Origin of the sequence: Streptomyces sp. NPDC015220 (assembly GCF_043079345.1) — a bacterium.
GTDB lineage: Bacteria > Actinomycetota > Actinomycetes > Streptomycetales > Streptomycetaceae > Streptomyces.
Genome location: NZ_JBIBUK010000002.1, coordinates 273,240 through 299,856, shown reverse-complemented (window position 1 = coordinate 299,856; position 26,617 = coordinate 273,240). Strand labels below are relative to the sequence as shown.

19 protein-coding genes and 3 pseudogenes are annotated in these 26,617 nt (G+C 74.0%); 13 read left to right on the top strand and 9 right to left on the bottom strand.

The window, feature by feature from the left end; genetic code table 11:
• Positions 1–2,192, bottom strand: a 2,192-nt coding sequence (locus ACF061_RS06210) for a DEAD/DEAH box helicase (RefSeq protein WP_392266156.1), incomplete at its 3' end; no start/stop codon positions are given.
• A 494-nt stretch (positions 2,193–2,686) separates the two neighbouring features.
• On the opposite strand from ACF061_RS06210, the gene ACF061_RS06205 reads away from it, so the two are divergent.
• Positions 2,687–3,433: a ferritin-like fold-containing protein gene (locus tag ACF061_RS06205; RefSeq protein ID WP_392265632.1), complete on the top strand. Its 747-nt coding sequence runs from the start codon at positions 2,687–2,689 to the stop codon at positions 3,431–3,433.
• A gap of 129 nt (positions 3,434–3,562) precedes the next feature.
• On the opposite strand, the gene ACF061_RS06200 is transcribed toward ACF061_RS06205, so the two are convergent.
• The 4 genes from ACF061_RS06200 to ACF061_RS06185 all read right to left on the bottom strand — a co-directional run bounded on the left by ACF061_RS06200 (position 3,563) and on the right by ACF061_RS06185 (position 5,554).
• A complete protein-coding gene (locus ACF061_RS06200; RefSeq protein WP_392266155.1) occupies positions 3,563–3,832 on the bottom strand; it encodes a hypothetical protein in 270 nt (89 codons plus the stop codon).
• A 180-nt stretch (positions 3,833–4,012) separates the two neighbouring features.
• Entirely contained in the window at positions 4,013–4,240 is a 228-nt protein-coding gene (locus tag ACF061_RS06195; RefSeq protein WP_189705270.1) for a DUF3107 domain-containing protein, read from the bottom strand.
• Between the two features lie 164 nt (positions 4,241–4,404).
• Positions 4,405–5,049, bottom strand: a complete 645-nt coding sequence (locus ACF061_RS06190) for a TetR/AcrR family transcriptional regulator (RefSeq protein WP_392265631.1) — start codon at positions 5,047–5,049, stop codon at positions 4,405–4,407.
• A 289-nt stretch (positions 5,050–5,338) separates the two neighbouring features.
• On the bottom strand, positions 5,339–5,554 hold the full coding sequence (locus tag ACF061_RS06185; protein ID WP_392265630.1) for a hypothetical protein: 216 nt from the start codon (positions 5,552–5,554) through the stop codon (positions 5,339–5,341).
• A gap of 197 nt (positions 5,555–5,751) precedes the next feature.
• Here ACF061_RS06185 and ACF061_RS06180 point away from each other — a divergent pair, with 197 nt between their 5' ends.
• The 12 genes and pseudogenes from ACF061_RS06180 (at position 5,752) to ACF061_RS06125 (ending at position 19,167) form a co-directional block, all read left to right on the top strand.
• Complete coding sequence (locus ACF061_RS06180) at positions 5,752–6,822, top strand: alpha/beta fold hydrolase (protein ID WP_392265629.1); 1,071 nt, start codon at positions 5,752–5,754, stop codon at positions 6,820–6,822.
• A gap of 8 nt (positions 6,823–6,830) precedes the next feature.
• Complete coding sequence (locus tag ACF061_RS06175) at positions 6,831–8,387, top strand: DUF3152 domain-containing protein (RefSeq protein WP_392265628.1); 1,557 nt, start codon at positions 6,831–6,833, stop codon at positions 8,385–8,387.
• Between the two features lie 57 nt (positions 8,388–8,444).
• Positions 8,445–8,537, top strand: a complete 93-nt coding sequence (locus ACF061_RS06170) for an Ms4533A family Cys-rich leader peptide (protein ID WP_392265627.1) — start codon at positions 8,445–8,447, stop codon at positions 8,535–8,537.
• 195 nt (positions 8,538–8,732) lie between these two features.
• Positions 8,733–9,089: pseudogene (locus tag ACF061_RS06165) on the top strand (ABC transporter substrate-binding protein); the annotation flags it as partial.
• Positions 9,085–9,258, top strand: a pseudogene (locus tag ACF061_RS06160) (hypothetical protein); the annotation flags it as partial. The pseudogenes ACF061_RS06165 and ACF061_RS06160, both read left to right, overlap by 5 nt.
• A gap of 39 nt (positions 9,259–9,297) precedes the next feature.
• Positions 9,298–10,675, top strand: a pseudogene (locus tag ACF061_RS06155) (ATP-binding cassette domain-containing protein); the annotation flags it as partial.
• Positions 10,676–10,946: 271 nt separating this feature from the next.
• Positions 10,947–12,677: a DUF3492 domain-containing protein gene (locus ACF061_RS06150; RefSeq protein ID WP_392265626.1), complete on the top strand. Its 1,731-nt coding sequence runs from the start codon at positions 10,947–10,949 to the stop codon at positions 12,675–12,677.
• Positions 12,674–13,849 (top strand): hypothetical protein, encoded by a 1,176-nt coding sequence (locus tag ACF061_RS06145; RefSeq protein WP_392265625.1) that lies wholly within the window; start codon positions 12,674–12,676, stop codon positions 13,847–13,849. Before ACF061_RS06150 ends, ACF061_RS06145 begins: the two co-directional genes overlap by 4 nt.
• A gap of 312 nt (positions 13,850–14,161) precedes the next feature.
• On the top strand, positions 14,162–15,124 hold the full coding sequence (locus ACF061_RS06140) for an NAD-dependent epimerase/dehydratase family protein (RefSeq protein WP_392265624.1): 963 nt from the start codon (positions 14,162–14,164) through the stop codon (positions 15,122–15,124).
• A complete protein-coding gene (locus tag ACF061_RS06135) occupies positions 15,112–15,861 on the top strand; it encodes a spherulation-specific family 4 protein (RefSeq protein WP_392265623.1) in 750 nt (249 codons plus the stop codon). The genes ACF061_RS06140 and ACF061_RS06135 overlap by 13 nt, the downstream gene beginning before the upstream one ends.
• A 63-nt stretch (positions 15,862–15,924) precedes the next feature.
• Positions 15,925–17,103: an adenylyltransferase/sulfurtransferase MoeZ gene (moeZ, locus tag ACF061_RS06130; protein ID WP_392265622.1), complete on the top strand. Its 1,179-nt coding sequence runs from the start codon at positions 15,925–15,927 to the stop codon at positions 17,101–17,103.
• Between the two features lie 393 nt (positions 17,104–17,496).
• The gene (locus ACF061_RS06125; RefSeq protein WP_392265621.1) at positions 17,497–19,167 is read left to right on the top strand and encodes a protein kinase; all 1,671 of its coding nucleotides are present in this window, start codon (positions 17,497–17,499) and stop codon (positions 19,165–19,167) included.
• 20 nt (positions 19,168–19,187) lie between these two features.
• Here ACF061_RS06125 and ACF061_RS06120 read toward each other — a convergent pair whose 3' ends face one another.
• From ACF061_RS06120 to ACF061_RS06105, 4 genes are all read right to left on the bottom strand, one after another.
• Positions 19,188–19,907, bottom strand: a complete 720-nt coding sequence (locus ACF061_RS06120; RefSeq protein ID WP_392265620.1) for a hypothetical protein — start codon at positions 19,905–19,907, stop codon at positions 19,188–19,190.
• A gap of 494 nt (positions 19,908–20,401) precedes the next feature.
• On the bottom strand, positions 20,402–21,955 hold the full coding sequence (locus ACF061_RS06115; RefSeq protein WP_392265619.1) for an alpha/beta hydrolase: 1,554 nt from the start codon (positions 21,953–21,955) through the stop codon (positions 20,402–20,404).
• Positions 21,956–22,156: 201 nt separating this feature from the next.
• Positions 22,157–23,698, bottom strand: coding sequence for an alpha/beta hydrolase (locus ACF061_RS06110; protein ID WP_392265618.1), 1,542 nt, complete (start codon positions 23,696–23,698; stop codon positions 22,157–22,159).
• A 113-nt stretch (positions 23,699–23,811) separates the two neighbouring features.
• Complete coding sequence (locus ACF061_RS06105; RefSeq protein ID WP_392265617.1) at positions 23,812–26,598, bottom strand: lysylphosphatidylglycerol synthase domain-containing protein; 2,787 nt, start codon at positions 26,596–26,598, stop codon at positions 23,812–23,814.
• Between the last annotated feature and the right edge of the window lie 19 nt (positions 26,599–26,617).

Sequence of the window (26,617 nt, the reverse complement as noted above, 5' to 3'; positions counted from 1 at the left end):
GTGGCGGCCTCGGTGGCGGCGGCGGTCTTCCGGGTGCGCTTCGGCTTGGCCTCGGCGGTCTCGGTGGCCTGTGCCGTGCCGGTCGCCTCGGCCGTCTCGGTCGCCTGGGGTTCGGCGGCCTTGCGGGTGCGGCGGCGCGGCTTGGCCTCCGGTTCCTCGACGGCCTCCGCGGCCACCGGCTCCTCGGCCGTGGCGGCCGGAGCGGCCGCGGTCTTGCGGGTGCGGCGGGGCTTGGCCTCGGCGGCCTCGTCCGTCGCGGTGGCGGCCTCGGTGGCGGCGGCGGTCTTCCGGGTGCGCTTCGGCTTGGCCTCGGCGGTCTCGGTGGCCTGTGCCGTGCCGGTCGCCTCGGCCGTCCCGGTCGCCTGGGGTTCGGCGGCCTTGCGGGTGCGGCGGCGCGGCTTGGCCTCCGGTTCCTCGACGGCCGCGGGGGCCTCGGTCACCGGAGCCTCGGCGGCCACGGTCTCAGCCGCGGGGGCCGCGGTCCTGCGGGTGCGGCGCGGCGCCGGAGCGGTGTCCGCCGCCTCGGGCGTGACGACCGTCGTGTCCGGAGTGCCGGTGACCTCGTCCGGCGTCGTCGCCGTGGACTCCGCGGCCTTGCGGGTCCTGCGGCGGCGCGGCTTCGCCGGGGTCTCGGGCGCGTCGGCGGCCGCCACGGCCGTGGTCGGTTCCTCGGCGGTCTCCGCCGTCGGGGAGGCGGACGGCTCGGTGACCGCCGTCGCCTCGGACGTCACCGGCCCAACCGGCGTCGGCTGGGCCGACGTGCCGCCGCGCGTGCGCCGGCGGCGACGCGGGGTGCGGGTGGCGGTGGCCTCGTCCGCGGCGTCGGCCGGAGCGGCGCCGTCCGGCGTGCCCGCCGTCACCGCGCCCTGCTCCACCGGCGCTCCGCCGCGCGTGCGGCGCCGGCGGCGCGGAGTACGTGCCGGACGCTCGCGCTCGCGGTCGGCGGAGCGCGTCTCGCCCCGCTCGCCCCGGTCGCCTCGGCCGCGCGCACCGCGGCCACCGGTCTCGCCGAGGTCCTCGAGCTCCTCCGCGTCCAGCCCGGCGCGGGTGCGCTCCGAGCGCGGCAGGATGCCCTTCGTGCCCGCCGGGATGCCCAGGTCGGAGAAGAGGTGCGAGGAGGTGGAGTACGTCTCCGGCGGATCGTTGAAGTCCAGCTCCAGCGCCTTGTTGATCAGCTGCCAGCGCGGGATGTCGTCCCAGTCGACGAGCGTGATCGCCGTGCCCTTGGCGCCCGCGCGGCCGGTGCGGCCGATGCGGTGCAGGTACGTCTTCTCGTCCTCGGGCGACTGGTAGTTGACGACGTGCGTGACGCCCTCGACGTCGATGCCGCGCGCGGCGACGTCGGTGCAGACGAGCACGTCGACCTTGCCGTTGCGGAAGGCGCGCAGCGCCTGCTCGCGGGCGCCCTGGCCGAGGTCGCCGTGGACCGAGCCGGAGGCGAAGCCGCGGCGCTGGAGCTGCTCGGCGATGTCGGCGGCCGTGCGCTTGGTCCGGCAGAAGATCATCGCCAGTCCGCGGCCCTCGGCCTGCAGGATGCGGGAGACCATCTCCGGCTTGTCCATGGAGTGCGCGCGGTAGACGAACTGCTTGATGTTGGCGACGGTCACGCCCTCGTCGTCCGGCGCGGTGGCGCGGATGTGCGTGGGCTGCGACATGTAGCGGCGGGCCAGACCGATCACCGCGCCCGGCATGGTGGCCGAGAACAGCATGGTCTGCCGCTTGGCCGGCAGCATGTCGATGATCCGCTCGACGTCGGGCAGGAAGCCCAGGTCGAGCATCTCGTCGGCCTCGTCGAGGACGAGGGCCTTGACGTGCTTGAGGTTCAGCTTCTTCTGGCCCGCCAGGTCGAGCAGCCGGCCCGGGGTGCCGACGACCACGTCGACGCCGTTCTTCAGCGCCTCGACCTGGGGCTCGTAGGCCCGGCCGCCGTAGATCGCGGTGACCCGCACGTTGCGCACCTTGCCGGCGGTCAGCAGGTCGTTGGTGACCTGCGTGCACAACTCGCGGGTGGGGACGACCACGAGTGCCTGCGGGGCGTCGGTGAGGGCCTCGGGCTTGGCGCGGCCGGCCTCCACGTCGGCGGGGACGGTCACGCGCTCGAGGAGCGGCAGGCCGAAGCCGAGGGTCTTGCCGGTGCCGGTCTTGGCCTGGCCGATGACGTCCGTGCCCGTCAGGGCCACGGGCAGGGTCATCTCCTGGATGGGGAAGGGAGTGATGATGCCGACGGCTTCCAGGGCCTCGGCGGTCTCGGGGAGGATTCCGAGTTCTCGGAAGGTGGTAGTCAGGGTGCTGCCTCTTCTGTGTGTGCGGCGCGAGGCGAGCGCACGGGGGTCGTGTCGTCAGACCGTGCCGGGGACGAGGGCCGCCCTGGAGGCGGACCGCTGGCACAGGACCACAGCCGACGCTCTAGCGCTCGTACCGCTGAGGGTGTCCCTCCGATCGTCGTACGCGCAGTGCCGTACGGTCAGGGAGGGCTGTCGGGTCGGAGCCGATCGGGCCACCGACCGGGCATCCTCATGCGTGCGACCTGTCGACATACGTTCGAACGCATCGGCGTACTCGGCAGGCGCATTACCACCATACCCCGGAACGACGCACACGCGATGGCCGGTTTGGTCACGTAGTCGTCGTCACACTGCTTGAGCAGGTGCTTCCCAGGTGCGGTGAGCGGGCTATTGTGCGCTTCATGACGAGCTCTGACAAGTCCGACCACGCCGCCGACGCTCCCGCCGCACGCACCGGGGTCGCCGCCCAGGACTGGGCGACGGCCGCCGCCGACCCGCAGTACCGCGCCGCCGTCGTGGACCTGCTCGGGGCGCTCGCGTACGGGGAGCTGGCCGCGTTCGAACGGCTCGCGGAGGACGCCAAGCTGGCGCCCACCCTCGCGGACAAGGCCGAACTGGCGAAGATGGCGTCGGCGGAGTTCCACCACTTCGAGCGGCTGCGCGACCGGCTCACCGAGATCGGCGAGGAGCCGACGGCGGCGATGGACCCGTTCGTCGCGGCGCTCGACGGTTTCCACAGGCAGACGGCGCCCTCGGACTGGCTGGAAGGACTCGTCAAGGCGTACGTCGGCGACTCGATCGCCAGTGACTTCTACCGGGAGGTCGCCGTCCGCCTGGACTCCGACACGCGTGAGCTGGTCCTTGCCGTACTCGACGACACCGGGCACGCCGGTTTCGCGACGGAGAAGGTGCGCGCGGCGATCGACGCCGACCCGAGGGTGGGCGGCCGCCTCGCACTGTGGGCTCGCCGTCTGATGGGCGAGGCGCTGTCCCAGTCCCAGCGGGTCGTGGCCGACCGGGACGCGCTGTCCACGATGCTCGTCGGCGGTGTCGCGGACGGTTTCGACCTGGCCGAGGTCGGCAGGATGTTCTCCCGCATCACCGAGGCGCACACCAAGCGCATGGCCGCCCTGGGGCTCGCCGCCTGACGTTCCGTCGCGTCCCGGGTCGGGCACCGGCCCCCGGGGCGGAGCACGGACCCCGCGCCCCGAACGCGTCCCGTCGCCTTCCGCCCGGAGGGCGGACGCGGGGCGTGGTTCAGATCACGCGGCGCCGGATCAGGCCGGCGCCGATCGTCGGCGCAGCCGCCCCGCGGGGCGCAGCAGCAGCGAGAGCGAGGCGGCGGAGACGACCGCCGCGCCGAGCAGGCTCGGCAGGACGGCGCCGGAGCCCAGCGCGCTGTGGGTGACGAAGTCGCCGAAGAGGGCGCCCGCGACGCCGGTCGACAGGACCAGCGGCCGCGACGGCAGCCGATGCGACAGGCGTCGGAACGCCGCCAGGCCGAGCAGCAGACCGAGGACGGCGGAGCCGAACGCCTCGAAGAACATCACGGTTCCCTCCCACACGGTCGGCCGGTGCTGGCGGTCGTAGCCCGTCATACCCGTGACCTGCGGAAGGCAACCCTCCCCCATGGGCCGTTCGGGAACCGGCCGTGCGGGGAACGCGCGGGAGGGGCCCGGCGGCGTGTGCCGCCGGGCCCCTCCCGCGGTGCGCTGCCGCGTCCGTGCCTACAGCGCGCCGAAGCCCACCTTGCGCGGGGCCGGCTCGCCCAGCTCGACGTACGCGAGACGCTCGGCCGGGACCAGCACCTTGCGGCCGTGCTCGTCGACAAGGGTCAACAGCTGCGACTTGCCGGCCAGAGCCTCGGCCACCGCCCGCTCGACCTCCTCGGCGCTCTGACCGCTCTCCAGAACGATCTCGCGGGGTGCGTGCTGCACGCCGATCTTGACCTCCACGGCTATGTCCCTCCGACGGTCAGTGAAGTGCGCGACCTTCCGCGCCGTACCCAGCACACATTAGCCCGGTGAGGGGACGAACACGCTCCGCCGGGGCACGCCAGGAGCGAACACCCGACGGGAACAAAGCCGCCGCCCGGGTGCGCCCCCGTCCGGGGCCCCGCTCAGTGCTGCTGGTCGATGCCGTGCAGCGGGAAGCCCGCGATGCCCCGCCACGCCAGGGACGCCAGCAGCTGCACCGCCTGGTCGCGCGGAACGCTGCGGTCGCTGTGCAGCCAGGAGCGGGCCACCACCTGGGCGAGCCCGCCGAGGCCCGAGGCGAGCAGCATCGACTCCGCGCGTGAGAGGCCGGTGTCCTCGGCGATGACGTCGCAGATCGCCTCGGCGCACTCGTTCGTGACCTTGTCGACGCGCTCGCGCACCGCGGGTTCGTTGGTGAGGTCCGACTCGAACACCAACCGGAAGGCGCCGCCGTCGTCCTCGACGTACGCGAAGTAGGCGTCCATCGTGGCCCGTACGCGCTGCTTGTTGTCGGTCGTCGACGCCAGCGCGCTCCGCACGGACTGGATGAGCGACTCGCAGTGCTGGTCCAGCAGCGCGAGGTAGAGGTCGAGCTTGCCCGGGAAGTGCTGGTAGAGCACGGGCTTGCTGACGCCGGCCCGCTCGGCGATGTCGTCCATGGCGGCCGCGTGGTACCCCTGCGCGACGAAGACCTCCTGGGCGGCGCCCAGGAGCTGGTTCCGTCGGGCACGGCGTGGCAGGCGCGTGCCCCGCGGGCGTGCCGCCTCTGTCTGCTCGATGGCTGTCACGCCGCCTCCCAAAGTCGTCCACGGTGCGGTGTGCGCCGCGCCGCCATCGTACTTTTCGGTAACCGTACTGTGCGCGGTGCGAGCGGAGAATTTCACGGACCGGACGGTGGGGAAACCGTCGCAGAACGTTTCACTCCGGTCCGGACCGGGCAGTGGCGCGCCGGCTCTCCGCCGCCCCGCCGCGGCGACCCCTCGTACCGCCGGCACGACCGTGCCCGTCGCCGGGCCGCCGTCCGGTCCGGAGCCTCGCCGTCGACGTCGGTCGTACGCCGTCCGTACGTCGTCCACGTCAGCGGTAGTCGTCCTCGTCCAGGGAGACGACCCGTGCCTGCTCGACGAGGTCCGCCTCGTTGGCGCGGTCCGGGTCCACCCCCGTCAGCGGGTCGTCGCGGTCCGGCGCGATGTCCGCCTGCTGCTCGGCGGCGTCGCCCTCCGGGGCCTCGACGTCGATCTCCGCGGCGTCTTCGCCCTCGAACGTCTCGGGATCGGTGGGGTCGAATGCCATGCTGGGCTCCCTTCTCGTGGACGTCCCCGGTGGAAGCGGGGGCTACCTGCGGGTGCCCTGAGTTCGAGCGTAGGAGACACCCGATCCGGACGCATGCGGTCCGTGGGCCGGAAGGCGGCCGTGCACGGCGGGCGATCCGGCCTATTTGTGACGGCGAACACATGAGCCAGTACGTGATCGCCTCGTAACATTGCCGCATGTCTTCGACCGAGCTGCCTTCCGTGCCGCCCGCCAACGTTCTTCCCAGGGTGGCGCCCGTCGGAGTCGAAGAGGGTGAACGACTGCGCTCGGTCGAACTGCCGGGGATCACGCTGACGGTGCGGTCCAGGCCGCCCGCGCGCGAGGGCCTGCCGCCCGCGCTCTACGTCCACGGGCTCGGTGGTTCCTCGCAGAACTGGTCGCCCCTGATGGCCCTGCTGGAGGACGTGGTCGACGGCGAGGCGATCGACCTGCCCGGCTTCGGCGACTCCCCGCCACCGGACGACGGCGACTACTCGGTCACCGCGCACGCGCGTGCGGTGATCCGCTTTCTCGACGCCTTCGGCCGCGGGCCGGTCCACCTGTTCGGCAACTCGCTGGGCGGCGCCGTGTCCACCCGCGTCGCCGCGCTCCGACCGGACCTGGTGCGCACGCTCACGCTTGTCTCGCCGGCCCTGCCCGAGCTGCGCGTGCAGCGCTCCGCCGTGCCGACCGGGCTGCTCGCGCTGCCGGGCGTGGCCGCGCTCTTCACCCGGCTCACCCGGCAGTGGACGGCGGAACAGCGGGTCCGCGGGGTCATGGCCCTGTGTTACGGCGACCCCGGGCGGGTGACGCCCGAGGGTTTCCGTGCCGCGGTGCAGGAGATGGAGCGGCGGCTGCGGCTGCCGTACTTCTGGGACGCGATGGCACGCAGCGCGCGCGGGATCGTGGACGCGTACACGCTGGGCGGCCAGCACGGGCTGTGGCGCCAGGCCGAGCGGGTGCTCGCGCCGACACTGCTGGTCTACGGCGGCCGGGACCAGCTCGTGGGCTTCCGCATGGCCCGGCGGGCCGCCCGGGCGTTCCGGGACTCCCGTCTCCTGACCCTGCCGGACGCGGGCCACGTGGCGATGATGGAGTATCCCGATACGGTGGCGACCGCGTTCCGGGAACTGCTGACGGACACCGGGGAGCGGACGGCCGGGCAGAGACCGGGGAGCGTGGAGCAGCCGACGGCAGGAGCCGCCGGTTTCAAGGGCGTGGGGGCCGACGAGGGCGCCCCCGGCACGACCGAGGGCATGGGGGGCTGAGAGGCGAGGTGGGACGCCACAGCCGTCGCGGACCCGCCCCCAGGGGCGGCAGCGCGGAGACAACAGAAGGACTGGACGGCAGGCCGGGCCAGGACGGCCGGGACCGGTGGGGCCGCAGGGAGCGCCGTCAGGACCGGGACGGCACCGACCGCGGTGACGGCCGGAGCGGCCCCGGAACCCAGGACGGTCATGGCGTTCCGCCGGCGCCGGACGTGGCGCCCGGGCCGGACGTGGCGCCCGGGCCGGACGTGGCGCCCGGGCCGGAGGCGGTGCCGCGGGCCCGCCGGCCTGGTTCCGGCCCCGTGCCCGGGCCGCAGCGGGCGGGCCGGGCCCCGGCGCACGAAGGGCCGCGCCTTCCCGACGGCACCCCCGCCCGCGGGGTCCCGCAGGCCCGTGGCGGGCATCCGGAGCAGCGGGAGGCCGGAGGCGGCTGGGGGCGGCTGGGCTCCCCGGACGCGGAGGCGGAGCGTGGGGATCCCGGGCGGCGGGGCACCGCCGAACCGGCTCCCGCCGCCGGCCCGGCCGCAGGCAGCGGCGCGGCAGGTCCGGGCGTGCCCATTCCCCGCCAGCGGCGGGCGCCACGGGGGCCCCGGCAGGAGTACCTCGACGCCTTCGAAGAGGGCGACGACGGCTCCGTGCCCCGGCCCCGAGGCGCCGCGGGGCCCCCGAAGGACCCCACCGCGTCCGCCGTACCGGCCGAGCGCGGGGGCGAGGACGGCGCCGCGCCGCCCACCGGAGCGTCCGCGCGGGGCAGGAGCGTCACCAAGGGACGGACGTTCACCGGGATAGCGGCCGCCGCCGTCACCACCGTGCTCGCCGTCGTCGTCGCCGGGCAGGTCACCGACGGCCGTGCCGGAGCCGGCACCCGCGCGCAGACGGCCCCCGGCCGCACCGGTGGCGTCCGCGGCACCACGGGCACCGACGGCCAGGCGGCCGCCGCGCCGTCCCCCAGTGTCACCGCGCCGCTGACGTACGCCCAGAAGATGAGCGCGAAGTACGTGCTGAGCCCCGCTCTCAAGGGTTCGGGGAAGTTCGAGGCGGTGCCGGGCTTCGCCAAGGCGCCCGGCAAGGGACGGAAGTACACCTACCGCGTCGACGTGGAGCAGGGCCTCGGCCTGGACGGCCGGCTCTTCGCCGACGCCGTCCAGAAGACCCTCAACGACGACCGCAGCTGGGCCCACGGCGGCGCGCGCACCTTCGAACGGGTCTCCTCCGGTGAGCCCGACTTCGTGATCACCCTCGCCAGCCCCGGCACCACCGCCACCTGGTGCGCCAAGTCCGGCCTGGACACCACGGTGGACAACGTCTCCTGCGACTCGGCCGCGACCGAACGCGTCATGATCAACGCCTATCGGTGGGCGCAGGGCTCGAAGACCTTCGGCGACAGGATGTACGCCTACCGGCAGATGCTGATCAACCACGAGGTCGGCCACCGGCTCGGCCACGGCCATGTGTCCTGCGACAAGGACGGCGAACTCGCGCCCGTCATGCAGCAGCAGACGAAGTTCCTGGATCACGACGGAATCCACTGCCTGCCCAACTCCTGGCCCTATCCGAAGAGTTGACAGGACGCGCACGGATCGCGTCGACAATGCGCCGAAAGCTCGTTCATATGCCTGCGCATGGAGTCCCGTCCCGCCGTCAGCAGCGCCGCCATCCGGATGGCGCTCATCGGCGTGACCGCCCTCTGCGTGGCCGACATCCACTGTCGCTGACGCCCGCCTCCGGCGCGCGTCGCATCCCTTTTTCCCGCACCGCGAACCCGCATCCCTCCGTGCGCTTCCACTGAGCACGGTTCTCCGGTTCGCGGTCGTCCGGCGACCCGCCGAGGCAGACGTCTGCTCACATGCGTCTCATTCTTCGTCATTTCGTCTCGCGATCCGAGACGTCTCCGAGAGGTCGTCATTCCGATGCGTCAACCGTCCGTCACAGCTCGCCGCGTGGCAGCGGCATCCGTCAGCCTGGTCGTGGCAGCGGGCGCCGCCGCCTGCGGCCCGAAGGACAACGATGCCAAGGGCCTCGGTGGCGACTCCACGCCCCACAAGGGCGGCACGCTGGCGGTCCTCGACTCCGAGCCGCAGACCGACTTCGACCCCGCCCGCCTGCACACCTCCGGCGGCGGGAACGTTCCCTCGCTCGTCTTACGCACCCTCACCACGCGCAACCGCGAGGACGGCGCCGCCGGCTCCCGGGTCGTCCCGGACCTGGCCACCGACACCGGGCGCTCCGACAAGGACGCGACCGTGTGGACGTACACCTTGAATGAACGGCCGTTTCCGGCGCGGCGGCGGAGCGCTCGGCCGCGGCGCGGAAGGAGGACCGGGCATGACCGGCTTCACCGGCTTCGTCCCGCGCCGGCTCGTCGGCGCCGTGATCACCCTGTTCGTTCTCTCGGTGATCGTCTACGTCGTCTTCTACGTCACCCCGGGCGACGTCGCCCAGATCACCTGCGGCCCGCGCTGCTCCCCGGCCCACCAGATCGCCGAGGTCCACCGCGCCCACGCGCGCGTGTCGCGCCGTGCCGCACGCGCGCGCCGTCGAGGTGCTGGACCGGGTCGGCATCCCGGACGCGCGGCGGCGCTCCCGGTCCCGGCCGCACGAGTTCAGCGGCGGCATGCGCCAGCGCGCGCTCATCGCGATGGCCCTCGCCTGCGAGCCGGACCTGCTGATCGCCGACGAACCGACCACCGCCCTCGACGTGACCGTCCAGGCACAGATCCTCGACCTGCTGCACACGCTGCGCGAGGAGACCGGCATGGGACTGCTGCTGGTCACCCACGACGTGGGCGTCGCCGCCGAGAGCGTCGACGAGGTGCTGGTCATGCGGCACGGCCGGGCCGTCGAACGGGGCCCGGTCACCGGGGTCCTGGGGGCGCCGTCGGCGGCGTACACCCGGGAGCTGCTGAGCGCGGTGCCGCGCGTGGACGCCGCCCGCGTCCCCGCCGAGCCCGCCCGCGTCTTCGTCGAGCCCGCCGGAGCGGCCGCCGGGCCGGACGAGGGGGTCGCCGGGACACCGCCGGGCCGCCCTCCGGGTCCGGCGCGGGGACGTCCGGGTCCCGCGAGGTGGTGCTGGAGGCGGCGGGGCTGCGGCGCGAGTTCGGCCGCGGCAGGCGGGCGTTCGCGGCCGTGGACGGTGTGTCGCTCACCCTGCGGCGCGGCGAGACCCTCGGGATCGTGGGGGAGAGCGGCAGCGGCAAGACGACGTTGGGGCGGATGCTGGTCGGACTGCTGGAGCCGACGGCCGGCGAGGTCCGCTTCGAGGGGCGGGCCGGGGCCGGCGTGCACCCGGCCATCCAGATGGTCTTCCAGGACCCCGTCTCCTCCCTCAACCCGCGACGCAGCGTGGGGGAGTCCGTCGCCGACCCGCTGCGGGCGCGCGGCGAACGGGACGAGGGGCGCGTCCGCGGGCGGGTGACGGAACCGCTGGAGCGCGTGGGGCTCGAGGGGGCGCACTACGACCGCTATCCGCACGAGTTCAGCGGCGGACAGCGCCAGCGCGTGGGCATCGCGCGGGGCGCTCGCGGCGGACCCGCGCGTGATCGTGTGCGACGAGCCCGTCTCGGCGCTCGACGTCACCACGCAGGCCCAGGTCGTCGCCCTGCTCGGCGAGTTGCAGCGGGAGCTCGGCATCGCCCTGGTCTTCGTCGCCCACGACCTCGCCGTGGTGCGGCAGGTCAGCGACCGGGTCGCGGTGATGCGCCGCGGCCGGATCGTCGAGGAGGGACCGGCCGGGGAGGTGTACGAGTCGCCCCCAGACCCCTACACCAGGCAGCTCCTGGCCGCCGTGGCCGCGCTCGACCCCGGGGTCGCCGCCCGGCGGCGGGCCGCGCGGCGGGAGCCGGCCGCGGTGTGACGGCGGGTGGTCGACCGATTCCCTAGCGCGACGGAACGCGACCCGCACGGGAAAGTTACGACCGTTCACCCCTTCCGGTGGCGGGGGGGGCCCCCCGCCGCCCCCCCCCCCCCCCCCGCGCCCCCCCCCCCCCCCCGCCCCGGGGGGCCCCCCCCCCCCCCCCCCCCCCCCCCCCCCACCGGCATGTCCGCATACGTTCGTCCCGCTGCGCGCCGCCGGCCTCACGGCGGCCATCCACTGGGCAGGGACGAAGGAGATCGGGGGTGCACGCGTGCGCATCGGACTGGTGACGGAAGGTGGCTATCCGTATGTGAGCGGTGACGCCGGACTCTGGTGCGAACGGCTCGTGCGCGGGCTCGGGCAGCACGAGTTCGACCTCTACGCGCTCAGCCGCACCCGGCAGCAGGAGGACGAGGGCTGGCTCCCGCTGCCGGAGCAGGTCGGCCGGGTCCGTACGGCGCCGCTGTGGACCGCCGGCGACGACGGCGCGCGGTACGGGCGCCGCGCGCGCCGGCGCTTCGCCGAGAGTTACGGCGAACTCGCGACGGCGCTGGCCACCGCGACCGGCGCCGACCTCGGCGACACGGCCCGCGGGGGCGGCCGGGAGGCCGTGGCGGACCGTTTCGCCAGGGCGCTGTACGAGCTCGCCGAACTCGCCCGGGACGAGGGCGGCCTGTCGGGCGCCCTGTGTTCAGACACCGCCGTCCGCGCCATGGAACGCGCCTGCCGCGCGCCCGGCGCGGGGCACGCGGCGCGCGGGGCGCGCGTGCCCGACCTCCTCGAGGTCGCCACCCGCCTGGAACGCGCACTGCGCCCCCTCTCGCTCGACTGGCACGAGGACGACGGCCTCGGCGCCGCCGACCTGTGCCACACGACGGCCGGCGGCACGGCGGCGCTCCCGGGACTCCTCGCCCGCCACTTCTGGGGCGTCCCCCTGCTCGTCACCGAGTACGGCGTGCCGCTGCGTTCGCACTATCTGACCTCCGGCGCCGACGGGACCGCCCCGGCCGTCCGGAGCCTGCTCGCCGCCTTCCACGGCGCCCTCGCCGCCGAGGCCTACCGGCGGGCCGCCGTGATCACCCACGGCAACGCCCACACCCGCCGCTGGCAGGAGCGCTGCGGCGCGGACCGCGCCCGGCTGCGCACCGTCCACCCCGGCATGGACGCGGCCCCCTTCGCCGAGACCGGTGAGTCGCCGGAGGCCGCCGATCCGGACACGCTGGTGTGGGTGGGCCGGGTGGAGCCCGCGAAGGACCTGGTGTCCCTGCTGCACGCCTTCGCGCGGGTGCGCACGTCCCTGCCCGGGGCGCGGCTGCGGATCGTGGGCGCCGCGACCGGCGCCGACGGGGCCGCCTACCTCGGTCACTGCAAGGCGCTGGCCGCCCAGCTCTTCCCCGACGAGGCCGAGAGCCCGCACACCGCCGGTGACAACCCGGTCTCCTTCGAGGAGATCGGCGGCCCGGAGACGCCGACCCTCGCGGACGCCTACGCGTCGGGCGCGGTGATCGTCCTGTCGAGCGTCGTCGAGGGGTTCCCGCTCGGCCTGGTCGAAGCAATGCTGTGCGGCCGCGCGACGGTCTCCACGGACGCGGGCGCGGTGGTCGAGGTCATCGGCGGCACGGGACTGGTCGTGCCACCGCGCAATCCGCGGGCGCTCGCCGAGGCATGCGCGACGCTGCTGCGCGACCCCGAGCGCCGTGCGCGCCTGGGCGCCGCCGCCCGTGCCCGCGCGCTCGAACTGTTCACCGTCGAGCAGAACATCGAGGCGTTCCACGGCATCTACCTCGAGATCGTCTCGCACTGCCCGGTCCGGCGCTTCGCCCTGGACGAGTCCGGCGGGCCCCTGCCGTTCGCAGCCCCCGCCGAGGCCCGTGTCGCCGGCCGCTGGACCGGGCCGCCGCCTCCCGCCACCCCTGCCGCGGCCCGCGGCGGCCCCGCCTGGGCGGCCGCCTCCCCCGCCCGCGGCCAGGCCCCGGCCCCCACCACGGAGGCCGCCCGGTGACCGCCCGGAGCGAACACGACCACCCGGCCATCCCGACCGGCCCCGCTCCCGACCGGACGCCCGTCGCCTCCCGGCGCGCCGCCGCCGATCCGGTCAGGGTGCTGATGCGCCGCCACCGCGAGCTGTGCGCGTCGGCGGTGGACCCGCTGGAGATCGCCGCGGGCCTGGAGGCGCACGGGGTCACCGACCGTACCGCCGCCCGGTTCCGCCACCGCGACGTCTTCTCCCTCGCCGAGGAGATGTACGCGCGGGCCGAGCGCGACATGGAGACATCCCCGCGCCCCGAGGGCGCTACCCCGTCCCGGCCGGGTCCCGGCCGGCTCGCGCTCGGCCTGCTGCCCGGTGTCCTGTGCGCGGCGGCGGTGGCCGGACTGCGGCTGACCGAGGGCCGCACGCGCCTGACGGTGACCGCGGCCGCGGTCCTCGCCGTCGCCCTGGCCGTGCGCGCCGTGCTCCGCCACGGCCCACTGAGCACCGCACCGCACCGCCCGCCAGGCACCCGGCCCCCTGGCACCCGCGCCTGGACGTGCTGGCTCCTCGGCTACTCCGCCCTCGGGGACGGCCTGCTCGGCGCGGCCGTCGGGGGCGGACCCGACGGTCTGCCCGACGGCACCGCGTCAGGCCCCTGGCCCCTGGCCACCATCCCCGTCCTGGCCCTCGCCCTGGCCTGCGCCCCGGCGGTGTGGACCGCCCACCTGTTCACCGCGCACGCCCGGCGGCGACTGGCGGCCAGCCGCGGCCTGGAGGAGTTCGCCGCCTCCGTCCGGCCCCTGCTCCTCGGCCTGTTCACCCTGTTCCTGTGCGCCCTGGCCGTCCTGGTCACGGCCTGCGGCGCCGCCCTGCACGAGCCCGCCGACCGGGCCCAGGCCCTCACCCTGGGGTCCCTGCTGCTGCTCGCCCGCCTCCTGGCCACACACGGTTTCAGCCACGCCCCGGCCGTGGCCCTCGGCGCCGCCGCCACGGCCGAGGCGGCGGCCCAGGCGAGCGTCTTCGCGGGCCGCCTCCCGGGCCTCGAAGCGCTCGCCGGCCCGGTCGACACCGTCGTGACCGCCTGGGGCCCGGGCGGCGTGCCCACTCTGGCCTGCGGAGCCGCGGCCCTCGCCCTGCTGGTCCACGCGACCCGCAACCTCAGCCGGGCCTCGGCCCACGCGGGAACGGAGGGACGGCAGTGACGGGCACCCGGCCCCCCGCTCCCGCACACCCCGCCCGCCCGCGCCCGGCCCCCGAACAGCCCGTCGGCGCGGCGGCCGGGCACGCGCCCGGCGCGCGTTCCCGGCGCGCCCACGCACCCGAGCGCGGCGACCGGAGCCGGCCGCCGCGCGGGCCGCAGGCGGAGCGGGCCTCCGCGCGCCGCGGGCCACCGGCCGCACAGCCGAAGCCGATCGCACCACCCCCCTTGAAGGAGAACACCAGATGACCACCGCCCGATCCGGAGCGTCCGGAGCATCCGGAGCCACCGGAGCGCACACCCCGGGAGCCGTCCGATGAGGGTCCTGCTGATCGGAGCCAACGGATATCTCGGCCGGTTCGTCGCCGACCGCCTGCTCGCCGACCCGGCCGTCCAGCTCACCGCCCTCGGCCGCGGCGACGACGCCGACGTCCGCTTCGACCTCGCCACCGGCAGCCCGGGCGCGCTCACCCGCTTCCTGGACGCCGTCCACCCCGGCGTCGTCGTCAACTGCGCGGGCGCCACCCGGGGCGGCGCCCGCGAGCTGACCCGGCACAACACCGTCGCCGTCGCCACCGTCTGCGAGGCCCTGCGCCGCAGCGGCTGCGGCGCCCGGCTGGTGCAGATCGGCTGCGGCGCCGAGTACGGCCCGAGCCAGCCCGGCTCCAGCACCGCCGAGGACGCCGTGCCCCGGCCCGGCGGCCCGTACGGGGTCAGCAAACTCGCCGCCACCGAGCTGGTCCTCGGCTCCGGCCTCGACGCCGTGGTGCTCCGGGTCTTCTCGCCCGCCGGGCCGGGCACCCCGGCCGGTTCGCCGCTCGGCCGCCTGGCCGAGGCCATGCGCCGCGCCATGCAGTCCGGCGACAACGACCTCAAGCTCGGCGGCCTGGGAGTCCAGCGGGACTTCGTCGACGTCCGCGACGTGGCCCGCGCCGTCCACGCCGCCTCCCTCTCGGCCGCCCAGGGCGTCATCAACATCGGCTCGGGCCGGGCCGTCCGACTGCGGGAGGCCGCCTCGGTGCTGGCCCGGGTGGCCGGGTACGGCGGCGCCCTGCATGAACTCGACGGTCTGCCCGGAGGCCACCTCAGGTCCGCCATCGGGCACCCCCGCGCCGACGGGGACCAGGGCGTCCCCGTCGCGTACCCGTACCCCGACGGCTGCGGCAGCTGGCAGCAGGCCGATGTGCGCACCGCGCGCGACCGGCTCGGCTGGCGGCCCCGGATCAGTCTCGAGGAGTCCCTCGCCGACATCTGGATGGAGGCGGCGTGCCGCATCTGACCGGCACGCCGGCGGGCATGCCGAGCACCGGAGTCCGCACCGGCCTCGGCGTGCCCGGCTGCGCCCACCCCCTGCTCGCCCCCGCCGAGTGGCACGCGCTAACCCGGCCCGGCACACCCCTGGACTGGGTCGTCCTCGACATCGCCGACGGCCCCGGCGTCCGGTCCGACCCGCACTGTCAGGACGCGGCCGGGCGGCTGCGCGACGCGGGTGTCCGCGTCCTCGGCCGGCTCGACACCGCCCACGGCGTCCGGTCCCGCATCGAACTGATCGCCGACGCGCACCGGTACCTCGAGTGGTACCGGGTCGACGGCTTCCTGCTGGACCGCTGTCCCTCCGGCCGCGCGGAGCTGCCCGAGACCCGGCGCACGCTCACCTCGCTCCGGGCGCTGCGCGAGGACGCCCACATCGTCCTGGGCCACGGCACCCACCCGCACCCCGGCTACGCCGAGAACGCCGATCAACTGGTGACGTTCAGCGGTCCGTGGCACGACTACCGCTGGTCCCAGGTCGCGGAGTGGACCGCCGACCATCCGCCCGAGCGCTTCTGCCACCTGGTGCACGGCGTTCCGCGCGGCCATCTCGACGAGGCGCTGCGCATCGCCCGCTGGCAGGGCGCGGCCACGATCTGGTTCACCGACCGCACGGATCACGGCGGCCGCACCGACCCCTGGGAGAGCCTGCCCGGTTACTGGGACGAAATCGTCTCGCGTGCCGGAACAGGTGTCTCGGAATGAAGAAGGCCGTGGCAGTGTTACGAGGAGAACAACCATAGTGATCGACCGACCAACGGAGTCCCCGTGTCGTTGCCACCCCTGGTCGAGCCGGCTCCCGAGCTCACCGTAGACGAGGTTCGCAGGTACTCCCGCCACCTGATCATCCCCGATGTCGGGATGGACGGGCAGAAGCGGCTGAAGAACGCCAAGGTGCTCTGTGTGGGCGCCGGTGGCCTGGGCTCGCCGGCGCTGATGTACATGGCCGCGGCGGGCGTCGGCACGCTCGGCATCGTGGAGTTCGACGAGGTCGACGAGTCGAACCTGCAGCGCCAGGTCATCCACAGCCAGTCCGACATCGGCCGCTCCAAGGCCGAGTCCGCGCGTGACACCGTCAAGGGCATCAACCCGTACGTGAACGTGGTCCTGCACGAGGAGCGGCTCGAAGCCGACAACGTGATGGACATTTTCAGCCAGTACGACCTGATCGTCGACGGCACGGACAACTTCGCGACCCGCTACCTGGTCAACGACGCGTGCGTGCTCCTCAACAAGCCGTACGTGTGGGGCTCGATCTACCGCTTCGACGGCCAGGCCTCGGTGTTCTGGTCCGAGCACGGCCCCTGCTACCGCTGCCTCTACCCGGAGCCCCCGCCCCCCGGCATGGTTCCCTCCTGCGCCGAGGGCGGCGTCCTGGGCGTGCTGTGCGCGTCCATCGGCTCCATCCAGGTCAACGAGGCCATCAAGCTCCTCGCGGGCATCGGCGAGCCGCTGGTCGGCCGCCTGATGATCTACGACGCCCTGGAGATGCAGTACCGCCAGGTCAAGGTCCGCAAGGACCCCGACTGCGCGGTCTGCGGCGAGAACCCCACCGTCACCGAGCTCATCGACTACGAGGCCTTCTGCGGCGTCGTCTCCGAGGAGGCCCAGGCGGCCGCGGCCGACTCGACGATCACTCCGAAGCAGCTCAAGGAGTGGATCGACGACGGTGAGAACATCGAGCTCATCGACGTCCGCGAGCCGAACGAGTTCGAGATCGTCTCCATCCCGGGCGCCCGGCTGATCCCGAAGAACGAGTTCCTCATGGGCACCGCCCTGGAGAGCCTCCCCCAGGACAAGAAGATCGTCCTGAACTGCAAGACGGGTGTCCGCAGTGCGGAAGTCCTCGCGGTGCTGAAGTCCGCGGGCTTCTCGGACGCCGTGCACGTCGGCGGCGGCGTGATCGGCTGGGTCAACCAGATCGAACCGCACAAGCCGGTGTACTGAATCAAGGGTCTCGCCCACCGGCGAGACTGACGAAGCCCACGGCTCCGACCGGATCGGACGCCGTGGGCTTCGGTCGTTGTCGGCCGATGTCGACCGGCCTCGCACGGCCCGGGAAGGGCCCGGACCCGAATCGCTCCGCCAGGCCCGGCGCCGGGCCCGCGTTCGACGCGGCCCGCTTCGGCCGACGGGCGTCAGACCGCCTCGGGCGGCACCGCCGACATCCTCACGGCCAGGTGTGGATGCGAGCGGGCCGAGGCGCGATGCTCACCGCTCGCCACCGCCGGCGGGCAGGAGCCGACGGGCTGCCCAAACCGTGACCTCGAAACCTCCACATCACATCCCCCAACCGATATTTTCTGCACCGAACAGGCGATCATTCGATGGGGTGACAAGATGCAGCCGCTGGAGCAGGACGACCCCAGGGGCCTGGGTGACTACCGGTTGCTCGGGCGGCTCGGCGCCGGCGGTATGGGGCAGGTCTACCTGGGGCGGACACCGGGTGGGCGGACCGTCGCGGTGAAGACGGTCCGGCCGGATCTGGCCCGGGACCCCGAGTTCCGGGAGAGGTTCCGTCACGAGGTGGCCGCGGCGCGCAGGGTGGGCGGTGAGTGGACCGCGCCCGTCCTGGACGCCGACACGGAAGGGGTGCGGCCCTGGGTGGCCTCCGGCTTCGTGACCGGCCCCTCGCTCGCGGCCGCCGTGCACGAGCACGGCCCGCTGCCCGAGGCCACCGTCCGGCTGCTCGGGGTGGGCCTTGCCGAGGCCCTCGCCCACGTCCACGCGCTGAGCCTGGTGCACCGCGACGTCAAACCGTCGAACGTACTGCTGACACTCGACGGCCCCCGGCTGATCGACTTCGGCATCGCCCGCGCCCTGGACGCCGCCTCCGGCCTGACCCGGACCGGCCACGTCATCGGCTCGCCCGGGTTCATGTCCCCCGAGCAGGCCCAGGGGCAGCCCGTCGGCGCGGCCAGCGACGTGTTCTCGCTCGGCGCGGTGCTCGCCCTGGCCGCCACCGGCCGCCAGCCGTTCGGCGAAGGCGTCAGCGCCGCCGTCCTGCTGTACCGAGTGCTGCACGAACAGCCCGACCTGTCGGCGATCGACGACCCGCTGCGCGCCGTGATCCTCGCCTGCATGGCCAAGAGCCCCGAGGCCAGGCCCACCCCGCGGCGACTGCGTGAGCTTCTGGACCCCGAGAACGCCGCCGCCGGCCGGTTCGGCCGCAGCAGTTGGCTGCCCGCTGACCTCGCCGCCGCCGTCGGCCGCACCGCCGTCCGGCTGCTCGACCTGGAGAGCGAGAGCCCGACACCCGCGCAGCCCGGCACCCCGCTGCCCACAGCGGTCGCCCCCGGTGCGCCGCTGCCTGAACACGCTATGCCGACCGTCTCCGGCCCGCCGCCGCAGCCCCCGGGCCACCGCCTCGCACACCCGGTGCCGGGAGCCGGCCGGCCCGCCACCCAGCCCGCCACCCAGCCCGCCTTCGGACCGCCGACCCCCGCTCCGAGGCGCGGCCGCGGCCGACGGATCACCGCGATCGTCACGCCCGTGCTCGTACTGGCGGCCCTGGGCAGCTACGGGGCGGCGAAGCTCGGGTCGCCCGGCGGCACCGCCTCGCCGGACAGCACCTCTTCGACTCCGACGGCGCCCCGGGCCGACGGCTCCCCTGTCGTCACTGACGGCCCGTCGAGCGATCCGTCGGCCGGGTCCTCCAGCGAGGCGACGGAGAAAACCGTACCGGCGGCCTTTCTCGGCACATGGCAGGCCGACCACACCGGCAGTGACAAGAACTCCAGGTTCACTGTGCGCGTCGGCGACGCGCAGGTCGGTGACCGGTTCGCCGCAGAGGGGCAAGCCGTCAGCTCGACCGGCTACTGCGACGCGGCCTGGACCTTGGTCTCCATCACCAGGACCCGACTTCGGTACACGTCGAGACTCGTCGGCTCCCACGCGATGGACTGCAACACCGGCGGGCAGCGCCTGCTCGACCTGCAGGCCGACGGGACGCTCCGGTACTCCGCGGCTGACAAGAACTCCGCGTCCGTGGTGCTGCACAAGGCGTCGTGACGTTCGGGACCGGACCGCGGTCAGCGTTTCACCTCGGCCTGTGCCCGGAATCCGCGCAGGTCGTCAGCGGTTTTGCTGACGCTGTTGCCGGAGAGTTCCTCACTCTCGACGAACTCGATCGTCGTGTTGACGCCCACCACCACGCACTGCACCGAGCTGAACATGGTGTTGCCGAGGACGTCCGGCTGGTCCTGAGTGGAGACCGTCTGCGCGCACTGCATCATCCCGCCCAGCGGGCCGGGGTCCACGTCCTTGACGGGGCCGACGACGGTCTGCACCGCACTTCGCGGGTCGGTCTTCCACGCGTTGGCGAGTGCCTGCCGGCGCTCGGCCTCGGTGAGCGCCGCGTTCCTGTATCCGCCGATCACGACGGCGTGCTTCTCTCCGAACTGTCCGCCTGTGTAGACCGTGCCGACGACCTCCGTGCTCGGGTCCTCGGCCTTCGCCGCCTCCTCCATCTCCGCCAGCCCGGGCACGCCGCCATCGTTGCGGGCCAGGCCCAGGTACGAGTTCGGCAACTCGACGCGTCGCAGTTGCTGCGCCTCGGGCGCCGGAACCCGCTCGCCCTTGCCCGAGCCCGAGCCCGAACCGTTCCCCGAGCCGGAGCCCGCGCCACCGGCCGGGCCCGCACCGTCGGCCGGACTTCCGCCCGCCGCCGCGTCCTTGGACGGTGACCCGTCGCTTCCGGCCAGCGCGTACGCCCCGCCGCCCACCAGCAGGACGGCCACCGCACCGAGCACGACCCACAGCCCGGTCCTCGGACGCCGCGCCACGGCGGACGGCGGGTGACCGGGGTTCGCCGGGGGCTGCCACGGCGCCGCGCCTCCCGCCGGGTGACCCTGGGGCGGGGGGTAGCCGGGGGCGTAGGCCGGCGGGGGCGGGACAGACCCCGCCCCTGCGGGCGGGAAGGCGGGCGGTGGCGGAACGTTCCTTGACGGATCGGCGGGGCCTGCGCCTGACTGCTCGTTCATCGGCGGACTCCTGGATGTGTGATGGGGCGGTGAAGGCCGAGTGACGCTGCCTCCACAGAAGATGCCGGGCGCCGGCCCGTGACCCCCACCCCATCCGCATCACTGTGTCCGATCCGTATCCCTCCCGGGACAACGTCACCGACGCGCGGGGCGGCGTGGGGGAGGGTGCCCGGTCCGCCGGTGTCCGAACGCCGGCTCGGCCCGTCCGTACGGAGGCGGGCGCGGGGCGGGTCCGCATCGGGCGCCCGTGGCGGCCGCCGGTGTCAGGAACAGACCTTGCCGTTCCTCGGTACCGTCCCCTCGATCAGGTACGCGTTCACCGTCGAGTCCACGCAGTCGCTGCCACCGCCGTACGCTCCGTGGCCCTCGCCCTTCCAGGTGAGTTCGACGCCGACTCCCGGGCCGAGTTCGTCCGCCATCCTCCGGGTGCCCTCGTAGGGCGTCGCGGGGTCGCCGGTGTTGCCGACCAGCAGGATCGGCGCCGCACCCGGTGCCGCGACCTCGGGCGTGTCGTACTGGCCGGGCACCGGCCAGTCGTGGCACCAGCCGGCCGTGTCCCAGGCCATGTAGTGCCCGAACACCGGCGAGACCTCCTCGAACTCGGGCAGCAGCCCCCTCGTCTGCTCGGGCGTCGGCCGCTGCTTGTCGTCCAGGCACGATATGACCCGCTGCGCATGGGTCGTCGTGCCGTAGTGGCCCGTGGCGTCACGGTCGTTGTAGGCGTCCGCCAGCGACAGCAGACCGGAGCCGTCGCCCTTGCGCGCCGCCTGGAGCGCACCGGTCAGCGTCGGCCAGCTGTTCTTGCTGTAGAGCGGTGTGACGAGGCCGGTGAGCGCCAGAGTCTGCGTCAGCTTCCGCCCGGACGAGGTGGGCAGCGGCTCGGCGTCGATCCGCTCCAGCAGGTCCGCTATCCGCCGGGAGCCCTGCCGCGGATCCTGGCCGGTGGACCTCAGGTAGTCGTCGAGTGCTCGCTGGAAGCCGCGGGTCTGGTTCAGTGCGTGGCCCACCGTGTCGGCGGTCGGGTCGACCACCGCGTCCAGCACCATCCGGCCCACGTGCTGCGGGAAGAGGTGGGCGTAGACGCCGCCGAGTTCGGTGCCGTAGGAGATGCCGAAGTAGTGCATCCGGGCATCGCCGAGTACCTGGCGCATCAGGTCCATGTCCCGCGCCGTGTCGGTGGTGGAGACGTGCGTGAGCAGTTCTCCGGCGGCTTTCGCGCAGCCCTTGCCGAAGTCGGCCGCGTCCCGGAGGTAGGCGCGCTCCTCGGCCGGGGTGTCCGGTGTCACGTCGATCGCCTCGGCGGCCTGGATCCGCCGGTCGTCGCGGCAGCGGACGCCCTTGCTCGCGCCGACCCCGCGCGGGTCCCAGCTCACCAGGTCGTAGTGCTCGCCGAGCGTGCCGGTCACCGGAGCGTAGGCGGGCAGAGTGGCCACCCCGGACGCGCCGGGGCCGCCGAAGTCGAACAGCAGCGAGCCGGTGCGCTCGTCGGTCGCCCTGGTCCGGATGAGGGCGAGGCCGATGGTCTCACCGTCCGGGCGGGACCAGTCCAGCGGCGTCCTGAGCGTCGCGCACTGCCAGTCGCCGCCCGGTGCGGGGGAGTCGGCGGTGGCGCCGCACCGGCCCCAGTCGAGCCGCTGGGAGGCGAGTGAGGCGGGCAGGCCCGGGGGAAGCCCGTCGGCGGGCGTCACCGTCGGCGGGACCGCGGGGCTGGACCGGCCCTTTCCCCCGTCGTCCTTTCCGCCGGACGGTCCGCCGCCGCAGCCGGCCAGCAGCACCGCGGCGGCGGCCACGGCTCCCCACCGCGCGAAACGCGACATGGCGCATCCCCCCCTCACGGGCTCCGGCGGATCGGCCGCCGGGAGCTGTAAGGCCATGGTAGGCGGGCCGGAGCGCGTCGGAGCAAGCCTGTGGATAACCCGCTGACCAGCGATTTCATGGGGAAAGTGGCATGGTGTGGCCCGAGCGTGGGGGCCGTGCCGGTGTCGCCGCGGCAGGCGAAGACGCCACCTGTCGCGATCCTAGGAACAGACCGTCCCCGCGGCCGGTACCTTTCCGTCGAGCAGATAGCCGTTCACGGCGTCCTGCACACACTTGTTCTTGCTGTCGTACGCGCCGTGTCCCTGACCCTTGTAGGTCAGTTCGACGGCGACACCGCTGCCCAGCGCGTCCACCATCTTCTTCGCGCCCCCGTACGGCGTCGCCGGGTCGCCGGTGTTGCCCACGACGAGGATCGGCGCCGAGCCGGGCGCGCTCACGTCGGGGTGTTCGGCCGCGCCGGGCACGGCCCAGTCGGTGCAGCTGAGCATGCCCCAGGCCAGGAAGTCCCCGAACAGCGGGGAGACGGCCCGGAACTCGGGCAGCTTCCGCTCCACGTGGGCCGTGTCGTACCGCTGCTTCTCGTCGGCGCAGTTGATGGCGACGTTCGCGGCGGTGAGGTTGCTGTACTCGCCGTTCTCGCTGCGGCCGTTCAGCGCGTCGGACAGCAGCATGAGGATCCTGCCGTCGCCGTCGTAGGCCTCCTGCAGTCCCTCGGTGAGCGGCTGCCACAGCTCCTTGGAGTACAGGGCCTGGGCGATGCCGTTGGTCGCTGCGGTCTCGGTCAGCCGGCGCGGGAAGACGCCGGGGATCGGCCGGCTGTCGAGCCTCTTGAGCAGCGCGGCGACGCGGTTCTCGACGTCCTGCGCGGAGCTGCCGATGGGGCACTCGGTGGTCTTCGAGACGCAGTCGCGCGCGAAGTTGTCCATGGCCAGCTGGAATCCCCTGGCCTGGCCGAGCGCGCTCTGCTCGGGGGTCTGCGTGGGGTCGACCACCCCGTCGAGGACGGCGCGGCCCACGTGCCGCGGGAAGAGGTGGGCGTAGACACCGCCGAGTTCGGTGCCGTAGGAGATGCCGAAGTAGTGGAGCTTCGCGTCGCCGAGGACGCGCCGCATGAGGTCCATGTCACGGGCCGCGTCGGTGGTGCGCACGTGCGCAAGGATCCGTGCGGAGTTCTTCTCGCAGCTCGCGTTGAACCGCTCGGTGTTCTTCAACAGGGCGGCCCGCTCGGCGGCGTCGTCGGGCGTCGCGTCCTGCTGGAAGTACTGGTCGAGCTGGGCGTCGCTCAGGCATCTGACGCCCGCGCTGCGGCCCACCCCGCGCGGGTCGAAGCTGACCAGGTCGTAGCGGGTGCGCAGCTTGGCGTAGTCCGGGGCGAACGAGGGCAGCGTGTTCACGCCCGAGCCGCCGGGCCCGCCGAAGTTGAAGATCAGCGAGCCGATGCGCGGGCCCGGCCCGCTCGCCCTCGCCCGGATCAGCGCGATGCCGATCGTCTCGCCCCGCGGCCTGCTCCAGTCCAGGGGCGCCCGCATGGTGGCGCACTGCCATGTGCCGCCGCCCGGCAGCGGGGACGGCGCCGCACCGCCGCCCTCCGCCGCGGACGGCGCCGGGCAGTCCTTCCAGAGCAGCTTCTGGGCCGTCGTGTCCGCGGGGTGGGAGGCACCGCCGCAACCCGCCGCCAGGGCGGACAGCAGCACGGCGGTCGCTGTCAGGGCGGCTGCGCGCAGCCCGCGGGGGTTCTGCATGCCTCCATCCTCACGCCGCGGGCGGTCTCCCGCGCGGGACGCGGGCCGTCCGGGGGACGCGGACCCGGCCCCGTGGAACCCTTCCGCCAGGCCCCTTGCGCGGGAGGCTCTTCCTACAGTGAGCCCTTGCGGCTGAGGTGATTGAAGGCCAGCCAGCCCGGCAGCACCGGCAGCCACAGCGTCAGCAGCCGGAACATGAGCACCGCCGGCGCGGCCACCTCCTTGGGCAGGCCCACGGCGATCAGCCCGACCGTCAGGGTCGCCTCGACCGCGCCCACACCGCCCGGGGTCGGGGCGGCGGAGCCGAGTGCGTTGCCGGCCAGGAAGACGACGGCGACGCTGGCGATGCTCAGCGAGGTCGACTCGTCCCCGAACGCCCGGATGGAGGCGTCCAGGCACATCACGAAGCAGGCCGTCAGCAGCAGCATGCCGCCGATGCCCGTGACGAGCTTCTGCGGCCGCTGCAGCACGTCCAGCATGCGCGGCACGACGCCGGCGAAGAGCGACCGCACCCGAGTGACGACGAACTTGCGCAGGAACGGCACCGAGGTGACCACCAGCACCAGCACCGCGACCGTCAGCAGTCCCGCGATGACCGTCCGGGACGGGGAGAGCGACGGTGTCTTCTCGGTGCCGGTCAGATAGCCGAAGGACAGCAGCATCAGGATGTGGCAGCCGAGCCCGAACAGCTGGGACGCGCCGACGCTCGCCACCGCCAGCCCGGGCCGCACCCCGGATCGCTGCAGGAAGCGCGTGTTGAGGGCCACGCCGCCGACCGCCGCCGGCGCGACGATCTTCACGAACGACCCGGCGACCTGGGCCGCCACGGTCCGCACGAACGGCACCCGTTCCGGGACGAACCCCAGCAGCGCCATGGCGGCGGCCACGTAACTGAGGGCCGAGAACAGCACCGCCGCCACCAGCCAGCCCCACTGGGCGTGGGCGAAGAGCGTGCCGAACTGGATGTGGGTGAGCTGGGTCAGCAGGTAGTACGCGCCGATGGCGCCCGCGATGAGGCTGATCAGAGTGCGCGGCCGCACCCTCTCCAGCCGGGCCGGCTCGACCGGCGCCTGCGGCCTGATCCTCAGCACCTGGTGTCGGATCTGGGTCAGCAGGTCCTCTTCGCGGGCCTCCTCCAGCGCCTCGTCGATCGCCCGCTTCTCCGCGCGCGCCTCGGCCCGCTCGGCCTTCTTGTCCGGCTTCTCGGCCACCGGCCCGGCATCGCTCGCGCCGTCTTGGGACGACTGTTCGAGGCGGGCCAGCTTGGCCTGCCTGGAGGCCTCCAGGACCGCCTCGCGCTCCCGCTGCGCCCGCTCCCGGGCCAGTCTGCGCAGCGTCGCCCGCGTGGCGCGGGTCAGTGCGATGGGCTGCAGCATGGGCAGGCAGTCGGCCACCGCGTCCGGGCCCAGCACGCCCACGGCCGAGGCCACGGCACGTTCCGCGCCCACCCGGAGGCCGAGTGTCGTCACCAGTTGCGCGACGTCCATGCGCAGCAGCAGGTCCCCGGCCGCGATCTCGCCCCCGCGCAGATCGGTGAGGATCACCCTGCCGGAACGATCCACCACGATCGCGTCACCCGCCAGCCTGCGGTGCGCGATGCGCCGCGACTGAAGTGCCCGCACCTGGTGCCAGGCGTTCCGCAGCAACTCGTCGGTGATCTCCTCGTCGGCCAGCGAGTCGAACGTACGTCCGCCGGTGTGCTCGTAGACCAGCATCACGGCGTCGGGACCGAGCTCGGAGGTCGCGATCAGCTTGGGCGCGTTGGCGCCGGCCGCGATGGCCGCGTAGGCGAGCAGGGCCTCCTGCTCCAGGGCCTGGCGCAGCGACTGGAGGCTGCTGCGGGTGGCGAAGCTGCGTAGGGTGAGGTTGCGCCACAGGCGGTAGAAGAAGCCCTGCGCCTGCTGCTCCCGGTCGACGACCGTGACGTCCAGCGGCGGACCGTCCTCCAGGGTGACGAAGTAGCGCCGGCCACGGTCGGCGCTGTCCGCGCTCTCCGCCGCCTCCACACGGGCCGTGCTCACCGGGTGGAAGCCGACCGTCCGCAGCCCCGTCATCAGTGTGCGACCGGTGGGACGGGCGTTCGGCGAGCCGACCGCGTACAGGGTGCCGTAGGCGATGGTCCAGCCGATCAGCACCGTCAGGATGATCGAGAACGGGGTCGTGTAGCCGGTGACCAGCATCGAGAAGGCATCCAGCAGCAGCACGATCCACAGCACCGAGCGCCAGCGCGGTCTGCGGGACATGCCGACCGCTGTCATGTACGCGATAACCGGGGCGAGGTAGCCGTGCACAGGGTCGGTCAGCGCGTGGATGTCGCCGGGGGAGGGCTGGGTGAGCGCCTCCTGGATCGAGTGCGGGGCGGCCTTGGCCACCCACAGGTCGGTGGCGAGCGTCACCCCGTGCGCGAGGACCGCCGCCAGGACGCCGTCGGCGATCCGCAGCCCGTCGCGTTTGATCAGCCGTTCGATCGCGAAGGCGACCGGGACCAGCAGGATCGCGATGCTGGACGCCAGCCCGGCGATCTTGATGAGCAGGTCGGGTGCCTGTCCGGTGCCCTTGTTGATGTCCTGTTCGAAGCCCGAGGTCGTGCCGTGCGCGAACGCGGCGATCGCCAGCAGGACGACGACGGCGAGCACGCCCACGAGGAGGCGCATCAGGTCCGAGGGGCGGTGCACGCGCGCCGGGAGCAGCGGCTCGTCGCTCTCCAGCTCGCCGACGTGCGTCACTTCGGCGCCCCGACCGGACTCACGCGCCGCGGCCGCATCCTCACCGCCCGTTCGGTCCCGATCGTCCCGGTGGCCGGCCGCGCGGCCGGCACCGCCCGTGCCGTCGGCGTCCGGGCGCGACGAGACCCCAGAGGTGCCCTCCGCGCCGTCGGGGTGCACACCCTGCTGCTTCATGCTCTCTTCTTGGTCTCGT